This is a genomic window from Paraeggerthella sp. (assembly GCF_048427265.1).
Taxonomy (GTDB): domain Bacteria; phylum Actinomycetota; class Coriobacteriia; order Coriobacteriales; family Eggerthellaceae; genus Paraeggerthella; species Paraeggerthella hominis.
Map to the genome: position 1 here is coordinate 1 of NZ_DBFOSR010000019.1, position 20,033 is coordinate 20,033.

The 20,033-nt window shown below is 60.3% G+C and carries 15 protein-coding genes; 3 read left to right on the top strand and 12 right to left on the bottom strand.

Translation table 11 applies throughout. The features are described 5' to 3' along the window. From ACMNI9_RS01810 to ACMNI9_RS01845, 8 genes are all read right to left on the bottom strand, one after another. On the bottom strand, positions 1 to 819 hold an 819-nt coding region (locus ACMNI9_RS01810), incomplete at its 3' end, for a PRC-barrel domain protein (RefSeq protein WP_418830599.1). A 159-nt stretch (positions 820 to 978) separates the two neighbouring features. Next, positions 979 to 1,509 carry a YtxH domain-containing protein gene (locus tag ACMNI9_RS01815; protein ID WP_181792532.1) on the bottom strand — a complete coding sequence of 177 codons (531 nt, stop codon included), beginning with the start codon at positions 1,507 to 1,509 and terminating at the stop codon, positions 979 to 981. A 230-nt stretch (positions 1,510 to 1,739) separates the two neighbouring features. Then, a complete protein-coding gene (locus tag ACMNI9_RS01820) occupies positions 1,740 to 2,735 on the bottom strand; it encodes a D-alanine--D-alanine ligase family protein (protein WP_181792531.1) in 996 nt (331 codons plus the stop codon). 55 nt (positions 2,736 to 2,790) lie between these two features. Continuing rightward, a complete protein-coding gene (locus tag ACMNI9_RS01825; protein ID WP_114566427.1) occupies positions 2,791 to 4,077 on the bottom strand; it encodes a PLP-dependent aminotransferase family protein in 1,287 nt (428 codons plus the stop codon). Between the two features lie 4 nt (positions 4,078 to 4,081). Next, positions 4,082 to 4,576 (bottom strand): hypothetical protein, encoded by a 495-nt coding sequence (locus ACMNI9_RS01830; RefSeq protein WP_418830604.1) that lies wholly within the window; start codon positions 4,574 to 4,576, stop codon positions 4,082 to 4,084. After that, on the bottom strand, positions 4,569 to 5,882 hold the full coding sequence (locus tag ACMNI9_RS01835) for a hypothetical protein (protein ID WP_418830606.1): 1,314 nt from the start codon (positions 5,880 to 5,882) through the stop codon (positions 4,569 to 4,571). The genes ACMNI9_RS01830 and ACMNI9_RS01835 overlap by 8 nt, the downstream gene beginning before the upstream one ends. Before the next feature lie 34 nt (positions 5,883 to 5,916). Continuing rightward, the gene (gene serS / locus ACMNI9_RS01840; RefSeq protein WP_114566426.1) at positions 5,917 to 7,206 is read right to left on the bottom strand and encodes a serine--tRNA ligase; all 1,290 of its coding nucleotides are present in this window, start codon (positions 7,204 to 7,206) and stop codon (positions 5,917 to 5,919) included. A 576-nt stretch (positions 7,207 to 7,782) separates the two neighbouring features. Continuing rightward, on the bottom strand, positions 7,783 to 10,458 hold the full coding sequence (locus ACMNI9_RS01845) for a hybrid sensor histidine kinase/response regulator (protein WP_418830608.1): 2,676 nt from the start codon (positions 10,456 to 10,458) through the stop codon (positions 7,783 to 7,785). A 148-nt stretch (positions 10,459 to 10,606) separates the two neighbouring features. On the opposite strand from ACMNI9_RS01845, the gene ACMNI9_RS01850 reads away from it, so the two are divergent. Continuing rightward, positions 10,607 to 10,804, top strand: coding sequence for a DUF6724 family protein (locus ACMNI9_RS01850; RefSeq protein ID WP_114566450.1), 198 nt, complete (start codon positions 10,607 to 10,609; stop codon positions 10,802 to 10,804). Between the two features lie 122 nt (positions 10,805 to 10,926). Continuing rightward, positions 10,927 to 11,796, top strand: a complete 870-nt coding sequence (locus ACMNI9_RS01855) for a PfkB family carbohydrate kinase (RefSeq protein ID WP_418830611.1) — start codon at positions 10,927 to 10,929, stop codon at positions 11,794 to 11,796. Between the two features lie 65 nt (positions 11,797 to 11,861). Here ACMNI9_RS01855 and ACMNI9_RS01860 read toward each other — a convergent pair whose 3' ends face one another. Further along, positions 11,862 to 13,406 (bottom strand): MFS transporter, encoded by a 1,545-nt coding sequence (locus ACMNI9_RS01860; RefSeq protein ID WP_418830614.1) that lies wholly within the window; start codon positions 13,404 to 13,406, stop codon positions 11,862 to 11,864. On the opposite strand from ACMNI9_RS01860, the gene ACMNI9_RS01865 reads away from it, so the two are divergent. Next, complete coding sequence (locus ACMNI9_RS01865) at positions 13,386 to 15,497, top strand: BglG family transcription antiterminator (protein ID WP_418830617.1); 2,112 nt, start codon at positions 13,386 to 13,388, stop codon at positions 15,495 to 15,497. The two genes, ACMNI9_RS01860 and ACMNI9_RS01865, sit on opposite strands and share 21 nt — an antisense overlap. Before the next feature lie 109 nt (positions 15,498 to 15,606). On the opposite strand, the gene ACMNI9_RS01870 is transcribed toward ACMNI9_RS01865, so the two are convergent. The 3 genes from ACMNI9_RS01870 to ACMNI9_RS01880 all read right to left on the bottom strand — a co-directional run bounded on the left by ACMNI9_RS01870 (position 15,607) and on the right by ACMNI9_RS01880 (position 20,014). Further along, on the bottom strand, positions 15,607 to 17,229 hold the full coding sequence (locus ACMNI9_RS01870; RefSeq protein ID WP_418830620.1) for an amidohydrolase: 1,623 nt from the start codon (positions 17,227 to 17,229) through the stop codon (positions 15,607 to 15,609). 35 nt (positions 17,230 to 17,264) lie between these two features. Next, complete coding sequence (locus tag ACMNI9_RS01875) at positions 17,265 to 18,944, bottom strand: MFS transporter (RefSeq protein WP_114566420.1); 1,680 nt, start codon at positions 18,942 to 18,944, stop codon at positions 17,265 to 17,267. 173 nt (positions 18,945 to 19,117) lie between these two features. Continuing rightward, positions 19,118 to 20,014 carry an acetamidase/formamidase family protein gene (locus tag ACMNI9_RS01880; RefSeq protein ID WP_216529836.1) on the bottom strand — a complete coding sequence of 299 codons (897 nt, stop codon included), beginning with the start codon at positions 20,012 to 20,014 and terminating at the stop codon, positions 19,118 to 19,120. Positions 20,015 to 20,033: the final 19 nt, after the last annotated feature.

Consider the following 20,033-nt stretch of genomic DNA (forward strand, 5'->3'; position numbering starts at 1 on the left):
GTTCTCTTGCTTGCTCGGCTTCGGGCCGCGCGCCTTGTCGTACTCATCCTTGAAATCGGAGAACATCGTCTTGGATTTCGCAATTTGCTTCCCGGTGGCGTAGGCGCCCTTGTTCACGGCTTCGCCCGTTTTCTTAGCCGCTTCAGAAGCAACCGGCTTCACCTTGTCGACGGTCGTATGAACCTTGTCCATCGCCACAGCCGTAGCCTGGCCCGCCTTTTCGGCCACCCCGCCCTCAGCTGCAAGATCCTTCACCTCGTCGGAAACCATGATGGCCCCCAGCACGACGTCGTCGGAAGCCACGCCTTCCTGCCCAACCTGCGCGAGGGCCGCTCCCATGCCGCGGCGAAAGCCTTTGATAAGGTCCGCCGAAACGGTGCGCTTGCCCAAGAGCGCGTTTGCAGTAGCGCCGGAATCGGTATCGAACGAAACAACCTCTCCCGTAATGCGGTTGAACGTGACGTTGCCCACCGTTCCGAACGCGTCGCCGCTTTCAGTCATCACGGGCAGGCCAATCCAGAGCACGCATTCGTCCCAGTCGACGCCAAGCGCCTTGCAAGCAGCGCGATCCGTCGCCTCAGGGACGTTGCGAATGGAAATACGCCCATCCACCAGGTCGTATCCCTCTATGGACACGAACTTGTCCTTCCGTCGGAACATCCATAGAAGGTCGGGGCGCTTCACGATGAAGCCGACGCAGCGCTTTTCCTTCGGGTGAAACACGAAACGACGCACTTTGCCAATGCGCTTCGTGCCGTTCTTCCCGCCAATGACGCGAACCCCCGTGAGTTCGTCGGTCGTGATAAGTTTGCTTGCCATAACCTTCTTCTCCGCAACGATCGGGCGCACGGCGCGGCTTCTCCTCCGCAGTCCCGGCGCCTTCGCTACCATCCATATGTAAAAAGCGGTGCGCGGCGCGACCGTTTCCGACCGCTTGATCCGCGCAACCGCTTCACCTCGCCTATATCTCGCGTCGCTTTATTCGCCGGCGACCTTGTCGGCAGCATCCTGTGCCTTGTCAGCAGCGGCATCAACGGCCTCTTCTGCGGCGTCCTGTGCAGCGTCGACCACGTCATGGGCGGTATCCGCTGCAACCGGAATAGTCTCGGCGGCAGTTGCCTGAGCCTCTTCCGCGTTCTTTGCTACCTGGGATGCAATGCGCTGACGAGCAGCTTCGATCTTGTCGCGAAGCTCGTCGTTTTTCTGAGAGAACGCGGGCTTGATGTTGTCGGCAGCCTCCTGCACGCGAGCGCTGGCCTGGCCGTACAGCTCCTGGCTTTTCGCCTGCGCGTCCTGAGCGAACTGCTGGCCCTTGCTGGCAACATCTTGGTACACGTGCTGAACGTTGCCGGCAGCCTGGGTGCCGAACTCCTGAGCCTCGCCCCATGCGGCGTTCACCTTATCGGTCACAAGAGCACGCGTCTCCTGGCCCGAACGGGGAGCGTACAGCAGCGCGATCACAGCGCCAGCGAGTCCGCCAGCGAGAAAAACTCCGAATTTGTTGCCCATAACGGCCTCCTTTTGGACGTTTGTCTGTGCAACTATTATAGGCGCACCCTTACCCGCCCGGATAGGAAAACATCAGCGCTCTATTATTCGGTTGCCGGTTTGTTGAGTGGCGAAGGCGGATGCAGCAAAAGAGCAGGCCGACGAAACGAAAAAGGGAAGTCGCCCGGACTCCCCTTTTGGCTGAACTGTAGAAAACGCTCCGTCGTCTTGCTTGCCTACCCTGTTCCGCGCTATCGAGCAAGCGCGTTGTTGACCAACTCGTCAAGCACAGCCGGAAGCGAAAGCCCTGCTGCGGCGCACGCGGCGGGGAACAAGGACGACTCCGCCATGCCCGGAGACACGTTCACTTCGAATACGCGCGCCTGAGCACCGTCCCAGATGAGGTCGATGCGGGCAAGGTCGCGCACGTTGTAGGCCCGATACACCTCGAGGGCCGCACGCTCTATTTCCGCACGAATGGCGTGAGCCTCCGCCTCGTCCTGCGAAAGAGAGGCAGGGCGCACAGGCGCGAAATACTCGACCGCGCCGGGAGTCATGCGAGCTTCGGTGTCGAACATGCCGCTCTTCGCAACGATCTCGACCGGCGGCAAGGCGTACGCGTCCCAGCCGTTGCCCAGCACGGACACGGCCATCTCGACGCCTTCGACCCACTGTTCGATGACCACAGCCTCGTCAAACGACAGCGCGTCCAAGATAGCCTCGCCCAGCTGGTCCACCGAATCCACGCGATGCACGCCCATGGCGGACCCGCCGTGAGCGGGCTTGACCGCCACGGGATAGCCGCCGATCACGCGGTCTTCCACCAGGTCGAGCGCCGTTGCAGCACCCATGCTTTTGAATGCGTCGCGAGCGATGTAAAGACCCTGCGGCCACGAAGCAACCGGAGCATCGCCGGTGATGGCGCGATACGTGGCCATCTCCGAATGCAGCGAGTCCTTGTTCCAGGTGCGCTGGCACACGCTAGCCGGGGAGCCCACGAAGGGAATGCCCACGAATTCGAGCAAGCTTTGAATGGTACCGTCCTCGCCGTGCTTTCCGTGCAGCGCGCTGTAGCATACGTCGGGGCGCTCGCTTCGAAGCGTGGGAACCAGGTCGGACGTGGTGTCCAAAGGAACCACCTTGTGGCCAGCTTCCTCAAGAGCTGCGCACACATGCTTGCCGCTGGCCAGGGAAAACTCGCGCTCGAACGAAGCGCCGCCCATCAAAACTGCTACTTTCAGGCCCATGTTTGCTCCTACAATCGGTTCTCAAAATCACTGGTGCGCCAACGTTGCAAGGGCGTCAGTCCGTCGGCTGGCTGGCAGACGGAGCCTTAATGGCGCCGGCCTCCAGGAATGCACGGTACAGCTCCAAACGATCCTCGATCACGTGAGCCAAGCGGCGAACAGCCTCCGCGATGTTCTCGGGACTTTCGAAGCTGAAGTTGATGCGCATGGAATTCTTGCCCGCAACCGCGCCCGGGAAGAAGCTGTCTCCCGGCACGTACGTCACGCCCGCTTCCAGCGCCTCGCTCAGCATGCTGCCGGTATCGAAGTAATCGGGAAGCGTCACCCACACGAAAAAGCCGCCTTCGGGACGCGTCCACGAGGCCTCCGGCGGGAAATACTCTTCAAGCGCAGACAGCATCGCGTCGCGACGCACATGGTACGTCTGCACGAACTTCTGCAGCGTTTTTTGCCACGGGGTATCGGTGAAGTAATGCTCTACGACCACCTGATCGAACGAGCTTCCGCACAGGTCGGTCCCCTGCTTGACCAGGTTGACTTTCGCCAGCACGTCCCGCGGCGCCACGATCCATCCCGTGCGCAACCCCGGAGCGAACACCTTGGAAATGGTTCCCAGGTACACCACGCGATCATCCATGGCCTTGAGCGGAACCATGTGGCCCCCGTCATAGCGCAAGCGCCCGTACGGGTCGTCCTCGACCACCATGAAACCGTATTCGTCGGCCAATTCCAGCAAACGCTTTCGGCGCGCGGCCGACATGGTCACGCCGCCGGGGTTCTGAAAATTGGGAATGGTGTAGCAGAACTTGAGGCGCGGATTGCCCTTGCCGATACGCTTCAGCTCGGCTTCCAGCAGATCCGTGCGCATGCCTTCTTCGTCGAACGCGATGCAGCGAACGTCCGGCTCGTACGCGCTGAACGCCTGAAGCGCGCCCAGGTACGTGGGGCCTTCGGCCAAGATGATGTCGCCCGGATTGATGAACGCTTTGGAAATGAGGTCAAGCGCCTCTTGCGCACCGGACGTGATCAGGATGTTCTCAGGCTTGGCTCGCACGCCTATATCGCGCATGAGATCGCAGAACACCTGCTTCGTCTCTTTGCGACCATCGGTTGCGCCGTACTGCAAGGCAACGGAGCGCTGGTCATCGCATGCGGCGCGCACGGCCTTCTTGATGGAAGCCTGGGGCAGCAGCGATACATCGGGCATGCCGCCCGACAGGCTGATGACATCGGGGCGCGTGGCAGCCGCGAACAGGTCGCGCACGGCGGACGATCGCATTTTCTTGACGCGATCGGCTATCTTGTCATCAGTTTGGTCAAATGTCAGATGAGCTGTAGTCATGGGGTCAGGGTACCACCGTCTCGTTCAGAAAACGGGCCGCGTCGCGAAAAGCCCGCAAAGCAACCAAATCGTCGGTGAAGCTCACTTCGATCCGCGCTCGGCCCGCGAATTCGTCCGTCCACTCGGTTGTCCCGACAAACACCGGCCCGACGTCGGTCGACGCATCGGACGGCGCCTGAGAGGAAGCCGACTGAGCCTGCTCGTCGATGACCAAATGCTCCAGAAGGTGCGGGATCGACGTGCAGTTCATGACGTCCGCGAACGTGTCGCCCGCATCGTTCACGCACGCATGACGCGGAAGGTTCGGGTACGCCCGGCACACGCAAGCCATGAGCGCCGGCGAGGTCATACGCGGCGATCCCGGCGCCAGCAGCACGTCGCATACAACGCGATCGGCCCGAACGATCAAGCGCTCAAGGGAAAGCTTGGGAGCGCGAAAAGGGCCGGAAGACGACAGGGGCGCTGCATCGCGACCGCAGCGAATCCGAGAACTAGACATCGCGCACATCGAAAAGCTGCGAAGGGGCAGCGGTTTCAGGATCGACCGGGCTCGAGGTGCCGGTCGAGTTTGCGCCTTCGACCGAAGGGGCTTCTTCGGCAGCGCCCGTCCCATCGGCGGATGCCGCTCCTTCGGCAGCGCCCGCGTTCGCATCGCCGGATGCACCCTCGCCTCCGTTCGCATCTGCGTCCTGGCTCGCAGCAGAGTCTTCGCCCGAAGCAACGGGAGCTCCTTCGCGCGGGGAAGCCGAAGCGTCGCCCGACAAACGATCGAGCACCGTCACGTTTTCGTCTGGCGTCGGACTCTCGGTAGGCTGGTCCTGCAACGAGCGCAACGCCTGATCAAACATCCAACCGATATCGTCGATCAGCGTGGAGAACCACGTGTACTCTTTTCCGTCGGTGATGACCAGCTGGGACCGATCGAGCGAAAAACGATAGCGGCCCTCGCCCTGCATGTTCCCGAAGGTAAACGAGATGGTCTTGGCGCCCGTATCCAAAGTATAGGCGTACGACACATCGGGAGTAAGCTTGATGGTTTGGCCGTCAATAACGACGACCGCCGTAGAGCCGGGCGTGCGCCATTCACCCTGAAACTCGGCCGCATCGTTGTAACGCAGCCATCGATCCCACGAAAACACGCCAACGATCAGCACCAATACTGCCAAAACAGACAACGCCGCAACCGCCGGCCAGCGAAGCTTGAACGACTTCGTTGTCTTCGCCTTCTTGCGCTGACTCCCAACCTGATCGGAAGCGTCGGCGGGATCGCCTTCGCTCGAAAGCTTGGCGCCCGGCTGGGCATACGCCTGTGCGCCGGACTTGTACACAGGCTTGGGGGCAGATTTGGGGACGCTTTGGGAAGCCGATGCCTGCGCGGGACGGCCGGCCTCCTTGGAAGCCGGTACCGCAGTCCGAGCATCTTGGGCGGACGCAGGCGTCGACGAAGAGGCTGCGGGATCCGACGTCGGAGCCGACGCAGGAGCAGCTTTCGAAACCGGGGCGGCTTTCGGAGCCGAAACGGATTTCGCGGCGGGCTTGGCAACCGGCTTGCCGGCAGCCTTGACCGAGGGCTTGCCCTTCACGCGCTTCGGCTTGCGCGGTGTAGGGGTTTTGGCCGCCGCATCCTTGCCGGCGGGTTTCTTGGCGGACGGCGTCTTCGGCGCCTGCTCTTTGGCGGATCGATCATCCGCCGCCTCAACTTTTTTCGGCGCAACGCGGCGCGCGGGTTCTTCAACCCGCGCGACCTTGCCGGTATCTCCCGGCTTTTTCTTCGATTCAACGGTGCGCTTGCGTTTCGTTACCACGCTTGCGTTACTCCTCTACAACGCCTGGAAATTGCTATTCCGGCGCAATGACCTCAACGCCGCCCATATAGGGAACCAGCACGTCGGGAACCTTGATGGTGCCGTCGGGCTGCTGATAGTTCTCGATGATGGCGGCCATGGTGCGGCCCACTGCCAAGCCGGAACCGTTCAGCGTGTGCAGGTAGCGCGTGCCCTTGAAGTTCTCGGGATCGCGGTACTTGATGTTCGCCCGGCGCGCCTGGAAGTCGACGCAGTTCGAGCAGGAGGATATCTCCTTGTAGCCGTTGTAGCTGGGCAGCCACACCTCAAGGTCGTACGTCTTGGCGGCGGAGAAGCCGATGTCGCCCGTGCACAGGCTGATCACGCGATACGGCAGTTCCAGCTTCTGCAGGATATGCTCGGCATCGGCAACCATGCCCTCAAGCTCGTCGAAGCTTTCCTCGGGCTTCGCGAACTTCACCATTTCCACCTTGCTGAACTGATGCACGCGAATGATCCCGCGCGTATCGCGACCCGCGCTGCCCGCCTCTTCGCGGAAGCACGGCGTGAACGCGCAGTAATGCAAGGGAAGCTGGTCGGCGTCGAGCACTTCGCCCGCATGGATGTTGGTCAGCTGCACCTCGGCCGTGGGGATGAGGTACAGGCCGTTCGTGGTCTTGAACAGGTCCTCTTCAAACTTCGGAAGCTGACCCGTGCCCGTAAGCGTGGTGCCGTTCGCCATAGCCGGGCACCACCATTCCTTGTAACCGCGGCTGGCATGCGTGTCGGCCATGAAGTTGATGAGCGAGCGCTCCAGGCGAGCACCCAGGCCGCCCAGCAGGTAGAAGCGGCTCTTGGCCAGCTTCACGCCACGCTCGAAGTCGATGATTCCCAGTTCAGGACCAAGGTCCCAGTGCGGCTTCGCCTCGATGCCTTCAGCGGCGAAATCGCGAGGCGTGCCCCAGCGGCGCACCTCGGGGTTGTCGTCTTCGCTCTGGCCTACGGGCGTGGAGTCGGCCGGCATGTTGGGCGTGCGCATCATGAGCTCGCGCAGGTCGGCGTCGGCGGCTTCGCGCTCTTTGCCGATGGAGGCGATCTCTTCGTTGATGGCGCGTACGCGCTCCTTCGCGGCTTCGGCCTCGTCCTTCTGGCCTGCGGCCATCATGGCCCCGATAGATTTGGATGCGGCATTACGCTCGGCCTGCAGCGCTTCTTCCTTCGCGATGGCCGCGCGGCGCGTTTCGTCAAGCTGAGAGAAGCGCGACGCATCCCATGAAGCATTGCGGTTCTTCATCGCTTCAGCGACCGCTTCCTGGTTGTCGCGGACAAACTTGATGTCGAGCATGGTAGCGCTCCTTCTTGGTTGGATACGATAATTGGACCAGTATACCTCACGCCCGGCGCAGCTTGCCGGTCCTTCACGCCGTTGGCATGTTCGGCCCGCCTTCGAGCCCGGATGCCCGATCTCCCAGCCGTGCGCCGAGGGCTTGCGCGACCCGGCCGCATGTCCGTGAGCTTGCGCGACCCGGCCGCATGCCCGCGAGCTTGCACGCCCCGGCCGCATGTCCGCGAGCCGCACACGCCGACGTCCTGGCACGCGCCCGCGAGCTGCCTGCCCGAGCGACCCAGCCGCATGCCCGCGCGACCCGGACGCGCCCACAAACCGCACGCCCCGACGCGCTGTCAAAATGAGCGAGTTTTGCTGGTCCTCAAACCAGGATAAAAGCCCCTAGCAGCTTTGTGACCTGGTGCGATGCAAAACGCCCTCAAGAAGAGGTCTCCTCGAAGGCGGAAAATCGCCGCAAAACTCGTTCTTTTCGGCAGCGCACCGGGGTGCACGGCACCCGCGGCAGCGCACCGGGGCGCACGGCACCAGCGGCAGCACGCGGCGGCGCGCCGGGACGTACGGCGGAAAAGCGGACTAGCGGCGCTTGCGCGTATACTCCACGATGGTAGACAGAACGCGGCGAACCTCGATGGGTTTGGAAAGGTGCGCGTCCATGCCGCTGGCAAGCGACGCGTTCACGTCCTCGGAAAACGCATTCGCCGACATAGCCACAATAGCCACGGTACGCGCGTCCTCGCGATCAAGGGCACGGATGCAACGCGTGGCATCGTAGCCGTTCATCTTGGGCATCTGCACATCCATGAGCACCACGTCGTAATGCCCCACGTCAGACGCCTCGAACAGGGCACATGCCTCCTCGCCGTCCCGTGCGCGTTCGATGGAAAGACCCTCTGCCGCCAAAAGCTCGCAAGCGATTTCCGCATTCAGATCGTTGTCTTCGGCAATCAGCACGCGCAGCCCTTCGAGCTCGCTGCGCTCGATGGCGCGAGGGGCGGAAAGCGTCGCAAGGGAAAGCGACCCCTCTTCGTCGGGAGCATCGCTGCGAGGGGTCGAAGGCCCGTTAGAGCCACGGTCACGCGCGTCGTCTTCAAACGACTTGAGCTCAGCCTCGAACGCGATTCGCAAACTCAACGTAACCGTGAATGTCGTGCCCTTCCCTATAGCGGAGTCAACCTCGATCGATCCGCCCATCATGGTTACGACATTCTTGACGATGGACATGCCCAGCCCCGTGCCCTGCTCGTGCGAACGGCCCTCCATGACGAACGGCTCGAACATGCGCTCGACGAATTCTTCCGACATGCCGATGCCGTCATCGGACACCACGAACACCACCTGACGATACCCCATGACCGGAGCAGCGGCGGCGTTCGTTTCAAGCTTCACGTGGCCGCCCTCGGGCGTGTACTTGACGGAGTTCGACAAAAGGTTGATCAGGAGTTGCTTCAAACGCACCGTGTCGCCCACGTACACGGCATCCGCGCAAGCAGGCCCGCGCACCGTGAGCTCCTGGCTGCGCTGCTCGCACTGCGGGCGAATAACTTCCTCCACATGATCGAGCAGGTCGGCTAGACGGAAGGGATCGCTGGCAAGGGTCATCTTCCCGTTCTCGATCTTCGAAAGGTCCAGAACGTCGTTGATCAAGCCCAGCAAATGATCCGACGCCGTGCCGATCTTGGCAAGGTTCACGCGCATTTTCTCGGGATCGTCCACGTTGCCGCGCGCAATCTGGAGCATGCCGATAATCACGTTCATAGGCGTGCGAATCTCATGCGACATGCGCGAAAGAAAATCAGATTTTGCCTGGTTGGCGGCTTCTGCAGCATTCATGGCATCCTTCATGGACAGCTGAATCTGCTTGTCGGGCGTGGAGTCCCGCAAAACGATAAGCACCTGCTGCTTGCCCTCGAACACCAGCGGCCGAACCGAATAGGCAACCCAGCGGGCAGAGCCTGTGCGCGTACTGCGAAACGAGAATTCGCCGTGCTCGAATTCGTCGACCAGCCCTTTTCTGATTCGGCTGAACAGATCGACTCCTTTTTCGGAAAGCCCCATCTCGCTTGCCAAGCGCTCGTTTTTCAGGAAATCGTCCAGCGCGTAGCCGATGATGTCCGCCGATTTCGCCACGATAGGCGTAACCTGGCGATCCTCGGGATGGTACAGGTTAACGGCAAGGTCCACGCTGTCGGAAAGCGCGCGGTACAGCTGGGCCATCATGGCAACGTTTCGCTCGCGCACCCGGCGGCGATACGCGGCGAACACCATGAAGCCCGCCACGATAAGGCACACCATGACAATTCCGAACACCGCCTGGAACGTGGTGGTGACCACCGCCGCTTCGGCGCGCACGTTTTCGACCGGCACCACGCTGCACACGTACCAAGGGCCTTTGCTTACCGGAGCGACGCACACGTACGAGACCTTGCCGTCAACCGGCGCGGTAACCAAACCGCTTGAGCGGTCGTACACGATATTGAACAGGCCCTCCAGGTCGCTTCCCTGCCGAGCCTGAAGCGACAAAAGAGCGTTGTTCAAACTTTCCGGAGATGCAAGAGACAGGGGCTCTTCATACCGAGAAGCCTCATCCAGAAACTCGTACAGATTGGCCTCGGGAGGCAGAACGGTTTTGGTTTTGTCGGCGGGAGGAACCAGGATCTCGCCCGTGTCGGCCTGGAACAGAATAAAGTAGCCGCGCCCGTCGAACATGTTCAGATGCTCGGGCATGGCGAACAGGCTCAATGGAATCTGCGCATACAGCGCGCCCACCTGCTGGCCGTCGATGTACAGCGGGCGCTGCACCGTGCGCACGCGAACGCCGTCCTGGGTTGTGAAGGTTCCGGAATACGACGGGTCGCCCTGGGACAAGGCCGTTTCAGGCCCTTCGATCTGGTCGACGCTGAACGGCGAGCCGTCGCTTTCCACGCCCGTGCCGTCCATGCCCGCGAAGGCGGCGCCCGCCAAGCCCAAGCGCTCCTGCAACGCCGAAAGAGCCGGAAGAAGAGCCTGCGGATCGGACGACTGCACGGTAAACGCGCCGATCGCGTCCTCCATCATGACCGCGCGATCGGACACGTTTCCCGCAGCCTGCTCGGTGAAGGTGACCACTTGCTGCTCGGCGCTTTCGTTGAGCTTCTGATCGATGAACGCGGTCAGGCTGAACACGGCCACGATCACAAGGAGGACGGCCGCAACAGAGACAGCCGTCGCAATTGCGCGGCGCTCTCCCTTCCCCCTGTTCACAGCCGACATGCACACGCCCTTCTTTGATGAGCGAAAAGAATAAAGGAATCTCGGAACCAACCCATATCGGAATCGGTTGGGCATAGTATACTCTAACGCTGGAGTGCAAACCTTCCGCGGCGACAGCGATCGCCACGGGCAGAACAACGAGGTAATCATGGATTTCGGTGCGTTGTACCACTTTCTTTTCGAAACGTACGCCGGCATTGGATGCCTGGTGGGCGCAGGACTTGTCATCAGCCTTATCGCGTGCATCATCATGGAACGCCGTACGCGCAAAACGTTCGTCAACCGGGAACCCGGTGAAGACGATTGGTCGTTTTTCGACGACGATGACGAGGACGAAAGCAAGTAATCCGTCGTTTTCGACCCGTCAACCGATCCGCATAGCTTCACCATAGGCATGAAGGCTCAGTGGCTGCACGCAGCCCGAAGCCCTCTTGTCCGACGGCGAAACTCGAACAGGAAGGTCCATCCATGTCAGAGTCCGATACGTATTTGTACCGTCGCGAAGGCGACTACATTCCTCGCGTTGCCGCCGTGCACGATTTATGCGGCTACGGCAAATGCTCGCTCGGCGTGGCCATCCCCGTGCTGTCCGCGGCCGGATGCGACGTATGCCCCGTTCCGACGGGGCTGTTTTCATCCCACACGGCTTTTCCGGGTTGGTACATGCACGACACCACCGAAATGCTGGAAGACTACCTGGGCGCCTGGGAAAAGATCGGCGTGGAAATAGATGCCGTGTACTCGGGCTTTCTAGGCGCGCCGGAGCAGGTCGACCGCATTCGGGACCTGTACGCCATGTATCCCAACGCGCTGCGCGTGGTCGATCCCGTCATGGCCGACCACGGTAAGGTTTACCCCACGTACACGCCGGAGCTTTGCGCCGCCATGGCCGAGCTGGCGTGCGGAGCGGACATCCTGACCCCCAACCTGACCGAAGCGGCCATCATCTTGGGCAAAGAGTGGCGCGGCACCGACATTTCGGACGACGAAGCCAAGCGCATGATCGACGCGCTGGTGGCGAAGGGCGCGAAGCACGTTGTGCTGAAAGGCATTCAGCGCGAAGGGGAAACCTGCATACGCAACTTCGTGGGCGGAGCAGACTGCGATACGGTGGAAGTGCGCAACGAGTACCTTCCCTACATGCTGCACGGAACGGGCGACCTGTACGCTTCGTGCCTGCTGGCAGCCGTTATGGCTGGTCGCAGCCTGGCCGAAGCAGTTGCGTTCGCCGGCGACTTCGTGCACGACGCCATGATCGTCAGCGCGAAGCAGCCCGAATTCAAAGACCGGGGCGTCAGCTTCGAGCCCCTGTTGGGAAAGGTTTGCGGGCTTCTGTAAAACCAGGGCAGAGCAAGGCGAGGGACGCAAGGGGGCAGGGTCATTCACGACCCTGCCCCCTTGTTCTATCCCTGCAACTCTCGAACTATATGACGGGTGCCGATAAAGGCTACGCCCACAATCCCGGCAAGTACGAACATCGACACGCTTGCTGCGTTGCAGCGTGCGGCGGCAAGCGACTCCACAACAACCTTTTCGTCGCCGCCTTCGACACTTGATCGAACGGCAAGCTCCTCGTACGTGGCGTCGTCGCAGAACGAAATCTCTTCCTGGACCATAACGGCCGCAGAACCCACGGCGTCTCCCTCAAGCGCGCTCAATTCAGCAGAAGCGCCAACCTGCATCGTCACGAGCAGTAAAGACCCCATGATCGCCGTCCCGAGCGCCATGCCTACGTTACGCGCCGTGCCCTGAATGCCGCCCGATTGCTGAGCGGCAACGGGATCGACTACCGAAGCCACCGCATTGTTCGCCTGAGAATTGACAACGCCCAGCCCAGCTCCAACCAGCGAAGTAGCAAAGAACAGCAGCGGCGTTACACCGTGCGGCTCAAACGAAAGCGCCATGCTGCACGCACCCGCGATAATCAAGCCGTACCCAACGCGAATGACCAAGCGAGGGCGAGTTTTCCTCACAAGCTTTGGCACCAGCATGGCGCACAAGAGCATGGGGATGCCCGAAAGCAGCGAGAGCAAGCCCGTCTGAAGCGCGCTGAATCCAGCTACAAGCTGCAGGTACGGCGTCACGATGATTCCCTGAGCCCCCATGCAAAACAACGGCACCCCCACCGCGAGCAATCCTGCACGGACGCACGGCGCATCCACGAACGCGCGGGGCAGCAATGCGGCCTTTCCCTGGGACTCTCGTCTGCGCTCGAACAGCACCAAGCAAGTAAGCAGGCACAAACCTGTAGCTATCGCAGGCAGCGTAGGGGCAATCCCTCCAATAGTGAAGGGACATTCCGACAACGGCTCGACGAACCCCCACGAAGACACGCGCGCGATGCCGAACAACAAGAAAGCCAAACCGCTAGCTGCCAGCACAATACCGCCCACATCAATGCTCATGGAAGCATCCGGTTTCGAAAGGTTCGGAAGCAAGCGCGTGCAAACAAGCACGATCGCGAAATAAGCCGCGATCACGCCGAACGTTACGCGGAATCCCGCAGTATCAAGCAGAAGACCAAAAGGGATGGGAACCAAAGCGGAAACAGCCGATGCAGCAGCCACGAATCCGAATGCAGTCGCCCGAGCGCGGCCCTCGTACAATGCGGGAATCAAGCCAAGCACCGACGGCGTGATGAAACTTGCGCCCAAACCGACGATCGAGCGCCCTCCCCAAGTGAACACGCCCATATTCGGAGAAAGCGCTACTACAATCTCTCCCAAGATAGCCAGAACCAAGCCGATGCGCAGCGTCTTGCGCCATCCGACAACCACCCCCACCATGCCTCCAGCGATCATGAACGATCCCGCTATAAGGGAGTAAGCAAGGTTTGCCATCTGCACATCGGCAACGGTCGCCCCAAGCGCGCCAACCAGCTGCTGTACGGCAATGCCAAGCGCAGCGTTGTCGCTTGACGTTCCAATTTGAGCAAGAACGATAACCACAAGAGGAGCTACAAGAAACGGCGCTCCTTCGACCCTATCCGCAGCTCGAACACGAGAGTTATTCCCCAATGCCACGTCAGCACCCCCTGCTATCTGCTGGCTGAACACGTCGCTCAACCCATTGTACCCACGCCTTTTCGCGCCTTCTGTAGAAGAATTACCGCATCTTCGGTAAAATTGATGTGTCGGTGCACCCGCACCCTCGCATCAGCCAGACGGACAGAACACCGAAGAAGGACCGCCATGAACGTGCGTCAAAGCATGCTGCTGAATCACCTGCTGTATCTTGATCACTACACGCCCGTTGAAGAGCTGGCGCGCATCATCGGCTGTTCGGAAAAAACCGTGCGCACCGACGCAAAGGTCGTAAACGAGCACCTTGCACACGCCGGATTCGCTTCGCGCATACGCAGCAAGCGCGGCAACGGCATCCGCATGGCCCTCGCACGCGGCGAGCAAAGTCGTCTTGAAGCCATGGTCGCCGACAACGCCATCGAAATGAGACCTCGCCTGGAGCGGTTTTACCGCGGGATTCTCCTTATCACCTGCTCGCCAAAGGCTTTTACCGTAGACTCCCTTGCGCACAGCCTGTTTACGAACAAGCAGCAACTTCAAATGGACATGAAATGGTGGAGCTTCATGCTGAAGTCGTTTCGATTGTCCATCCGCAAGAAAGACAGGCTCAGCATCGAAGGATCCGAGGTTGCGATACGGTTCTTTATAGAGTACTTTTTCTACAAGCTTGACCGACGCATGATGCAAAACCGCATCGAGCCAACGTTCATGGGGCAAGATGCGCGCTTTTTGCAGACCGTAGCCGATGAGGCCGAGCAGGAAATGGGGCTGCAACTTTCGAAGAACTCACGGCAGCAAACGTCGTTCTACCTCAAAGTGATGTGCGCCCGCTTGAGGCTTGGCCACACGCTCAACGAGTCATCCGAGTTCAAAGCAGCCCATCCCCAACTTGCTCGCAAGCTGAAAACCCGGTTCGAGCGGCACCTGGGAATGCCCGTCAACGACCACGAGATAGCGCTGGCATCCAACCTGTTCTCCTGCGGCACCTGGCAATGGAGCAGGCGAAACATTGAAGAGTACGAGCCAGCCCCTCGCACCATCGAGGCGGTAGAGCGCATTGAAAGAACCTTCGAACAGCGTTTCGGGCAAGCGCCCGACCACGCGCTGCGCCAACGACTGCTCGTACTGACAGACGGCGCCCTTTTAAGGAAATCCTGCAACCTCTCCATTCCCGGACCCATCGAACACGTAGTGAAATACGACAACATGGACGGCTTTCTGCTGCTATCCGAAGCATTGCACGACGCACCTGAATTGCAAGACTTCAATGTCTTTGGGGCCGACTACACCCGCATCATCATGGCATTGCTCGAATACCTTGACCACGTGCATACCGAGCGCGTGTTCCGCGTGGGCCTTGTGGTGAATGCAGGGGTCGAGCAGGCAGCGTACGGCAAATACCGCATCGAGAAGCTTGCATCAAAAATCAGAATCGTAGACGTAATTACGGAAAACGATGTGGAGCAGTCCGCCGCTGAATCGACAGCGCTATCCAGTCGCTTCGACTTCCTTATATCGTTCGAGCCACTGGATAGCACGTTCCCCACGATCACCGTTTCCGAGGCCATCGACGAGCAGGACATCATGCGCATCATGACATCCATCCCCATGCTCAATAACGACCTTGAAACGCAGCTGCACTGTATAGAGGTCGACGCTGTTACGCAAGCAGACGACATGAGGGAGTTGGCCCATGAGGTGCACCGGGAGCTGGCGGATCGGAAAATTCTCGACATGAAGAACGAGCAGTTTGCAAGATTGTTCGAGGCATCGTTCTTTGCTTCGGGATCTACCCTGGTTCTTCCCTTGTTCAGCTCCAAAGTGCTCTCGACCTGCGCAGTGTTCTTTCCTGTGGACAACTTCAACTTGATCGGCGCGCTTGTAAAGACGGTGGCGGTACTGTTGGTTTCGGAAAACGATCGCAGCGCCGTATCTTCGTTAACCGAGCAGTTCAAGCGAATACTCACCGAACGCCAGGTTTCCCAAGATGCCTTGACGGCATATTTCCCCGCCTAACCTCCCCGCTACGCAGCGAGCCCGCACGGAATCGTGCGGGCTCCAGGAGGTAAAACGGGCTTTGGGGCAAAACCCGTTTTCGGCATTGCGTGCCGCGCGGAACGAAAGATTACGCGCAGCGGTAAACCGACGTGCCTTCTTTGATGGTTTCGAGAACCTTTATGGAGCGGATGTCCATCGGATCCACCTTGAGCGGATTCGCATCAAGAATGACCAGGTCGGCAAGCTTTCCCACCTCAAGCGTACCCTTGCGCTCTTCTTCACCGTATTGGTACGCACCGTTTATGGTGATAGCTTTCAGCCCATCGAAAACGTCGATTTTCTGGCTTTCATCCAGTTGGACGCCGGCTTTCGTAATGCGATTGACCGCGCACCAGACGGTTTCCAGCATCTTCGGGGGAACAACGGGCACGTCGGTATGGAACGTGAACGGAAGACCCGCGTCCAAAGCGTCGCGCACGGCGCTAATGCGACCACCGCGAGCCTGGCCGAAGTTGTTGAGATGAATGTCGCCCCAATACCAAATATGCGATGTGAAGATACTGGGGATCATCCCTATTTCAGCCATAGCCTGGTATTGATCTTGGCGAATCGTCTGGCAATGGATCATGACCGGGCGCAGCTTATGCTTGTTCGGGTTCGGCGAATCTTCGAGCGCGCGCTTGTACTGGGCGATGAGCTGATCGCCTGCGGCATCGCCGTTGCAGTGGCACAGCACTTGGTGATTGGTGTCGATGCCGCTGCGAATAAACGCATACGCCTCGTCATCGCTCATAGTACCGTACGCCACGTAATCAGTGGCTCCGTCTTCGCCCGGTTCGTAAGGTTGGGTCATCCAAGCCGTACGGCCCTGCGGAGATCCGTCCAAAAACATCTTGATACCGCCCAAGCGGAAATGGCCGATATAATCCTGGCTGTCGAAGTCAGCATTGCGCTCGAGCATGCCCTCGACGCCGTGGCCGTCCATGGGGTAGCCCACGATGTCGAGCTTCATCTTTCCCGCACGGGCGAATGCAGCCAGCATATCCGCGAAGTCCGGCTGCGTGGCACCGTCTTGCGCAGTGGTTACGCCGTTCTCAAGATAGTAATCCTGCATCTCATCAAACATCGCCGGGACGTCCAAGTTCATGCGGGGCTGGCACATGGCGTAGAAGTTGAACAGCGTGGCAGGCTCCTCAGCGTAGCCGTTCGGCTCCATGCTGCCCTCGACGCGCCCGTACAGACCCCCCTCGGGATCAGGCGTTTCAGCCGTGACGCCTACCAGTTCGAGCGATCGGGAGTTCGCGACCCCCATGTGACCCGACGCGTGGACGATGAAAATAGGGATCTCGCGAGACGCCCGATCAAGCACGTCCTTCGTCGGATGCTGGCCTTCGACCAGGAAGTTCTGGTCATACCCCGTGCCCATCACCACGCCGTCGGCCGTAATGCCGCGCTTCTCGATAAAGGCGGTCAGCGCGTTCACGATGTCGTCGAACGACGTGCATTCCGATAAGCTTGCCGTGGAGATGTACTGCGTGGTGCCCGTCAAATGGCTATGGGGGTCAATGAATCCCGGGAGCACGGTCTTTCCCTCAAGATCGATTTCCCGAGCATCGCCCGCGCGATTGCGCGCCTCATCTAGGGCGCCTGCAAACGCGATGGTGCCGTCGTCCTCGACCAGCAGCGCCTCGAACGTGGCGTTCGCATCGGTCATGGGAACGAAATCTCCGTTGCAATACAGCGTCTTCATAACGCATGCCCTCCTTACTTCCGTGTATTCCCTGTCTATCGAGCGGTTTCAAGCTCATCGGCCACAAGAGCTGCAGGCCGAGCCGATGTCTCCGCTTCCTCTTCCTTGCGAAGGACCGTGATGAACGGCGTTGTCAGCAAGCCCGCAGCCATGATGATGGCAGCCACGATGAAGGCGGTCTTGGTGGAGTCCACGCGCGCCGTCGCGTTGATGGCGGCCAGGCTCTCGCGCTCCGCATCGCTCATCTCGATGTCGTCGATAGTAGCCAGGAAGCTCTCGTCGCTCATGAGCGTGATGGAACGCTGGGACACAGCCTGGCGAACCTCCGGCGTGATGGTGGGATCGGCTTTCATGGCGGAGTCGATGTTGGACGTAATGCCGAACAGCAGCACGGCGCCCAGCGCGGCAACGCCGATGGCCTGGCCCACGTTGCGCATCGTGGTCTGAATGCCGCCCGACTGCGCTGCGTCGCGGTCATTGAGAGCCAGCGCGACCACGTTGTTCGTATGGGAGCTGGAAATGCCGGCGCCAACGCCCACCAGGAAGAATCCAACGTACATACCAAAACCGACGCCCGCCTCGGAAATCGAGAAGCACATGAGAACAAGCGAGCCAGCCATGACGATGTAGCCAAGCTGCAGCACGCGGCGCGGATTGGCGTTCGGGAACAGCTTCGGAATACCGAGCGAGAGCAGGAAGGTGGGAATGCCCACCATAAGGGACATGGCGCCCATGGTGACCGGAGACCAGCCGGCGACCAGCATCAGATACGGCGCCAGAAGGATGGACTGGATGCCCATGAAGAAGAAGGTCAGAGCCGAAGCGACCAAGCCGGCAAGCACCTGCGGCGTCTTGAGGAACACCTGCGGAAGCAGCGCGCTGCCGTTCTTCTTCTCGATGCGCTTCTCCACGAACACGAGTGCGACCAGCATCAACAGGCCGAGCAGCGTCATCGGCAGAGCCGGGGACATGCCGAAAATGGTGAACGGAGCAGCCTCGAAAGGCTCGAACAGGCCCCAAACCGAAATACGGGAAAGGCCAACGAGGAACAGGAACAGGCCGCCTGCAGCAATGCCGGTGCCCACGCCGTCGAACTTCGCGCGCTCGCCGCCTTCCTCGATGGCGGGGAGCTTGAAGGAAAGCAGAAACACGACCAGGAAGTAGCAGCCCAGCACCACATACGTAATGCGAAAGCCTGCCATCTCCATGAGCACGCCCAAAAGCAAGGGCAGCACGGCGGCCAAACCGGAAGCGGCGCCGATGCAGCCGTACGCCTGCACGCGGTTTTTACCCTGGTAGATCTTTGGAATCAAGCCGAGCACCGACGGAATCATGAAGCTGGCGCCGAAGCCCACGAGCACGCGGCCGCCCCAGATGAACACGAGCATGTTCGGAGAGAACGCCATGAGGATTTCTCCGGCCGCGCAGAGCAACGCGCCCATGCGGAAGTTGCGCTTCCAGCCGATAACGGTTCCCAGCAGGCCGCCGGCGATCATCAGCGCACCGGCCATGAGAGAATAGACCATGTTGGCCAGCTGAATATCGGGAACCGTCGCGCCCAGCTGGTTAACTAGTTCCGTGTTCGCCAGGCTGAGAGCGCTGTTCTCTCCCGACGTGCCCATTTGGGCCATGATGAGAATAATGATGGGAAGGACCAGGAATTTCGAGGCCCCGTCTTTCGCCTGAGCCGCCGAAGCGGCCGGTTTCGCTGCCATGTGCATACCCCCTTGTATAGTGACAGTTCGTTCAACACCATGCATTGTAGGAACGAATAAGGGGGAGATGACAGAGAACAATTACCGTTTCAACGGTAATTGTTCTCTGTCATTACAAGCAGGAAGCACGAAGATGTCGCAAAGGAACAAGGGCATCTTCGTGCATCGCTTCGCTACAAGCTGAACTCCAACGCTTCCAGCACGTACTTCGGCACCATGAAGCGCACGGTCTTTTCCGGGTCGACCATTTGGCAGACCTGCACGTCAGCGACCAGGGACAACAGCATCACCAACTCGTCCTGGGGCGTGCCCGTGCGGTCGTGCAGCAAATCGACCATCTCGTGCACCGCGCGATCCGCGGCGGCGTCAAGCGACTCGGCGGATGCGATGATCCCCAGATGCGTTTCGTTCTCGATGATGGGATCCGTCACGTGCAGATCGGGCAGCGCCGTAAGCGTGACCGTAGCGTAGCCGGCCACTTCCGCGCCCGAAACGCTGATCTCGCCATCGCCCATGGCGGCGTGCATGTCGCCGCAGCCGAACAGCGCGCCCTCCACCGCCACTGGGAAATACAGCGTGGCTCCCGTGGTGATGGCGGTGTTGTCCATGTTGCCGCCATGGCTCCCCGGCGTTCCGCAGTTCACCGGGTCGCCCGCCGGAGCAACGCCGATAACGCCGATCATGGGATTCAGCGGAATGGACAGCTTGTCGTTCCACACCAGCTCGTCGTTCTTGATGGCGCACAGGCGCGTGCTCCACGCATCGAACCGATCGCCGCACACGCCTTCGTCCTTGCCCGTGCACGAAGCGGTCTGGTCGTCCAGCTCGATGTTCTCGATAACCACCTTGAGTGCACCGCCCGGACGAGCGCCCTTCACGAAAACAGGGCCGGTAGCCGGATTGATGGCGTCCCAATCGATTTCGTCAAGCGCGTCCTCGGACGTCCGAACTTGATTGCCGAAGCAATCCTTCGTGCGAATACGCACCGTCTCGCCCGATTCCACGGTAAGCGCCGGCTCCAAATCGCGCGCAAACGCGAACAGAACACGCTCGTCTCCCAGTTGCTGCATGGGTTTTCCTTTCCTCGCA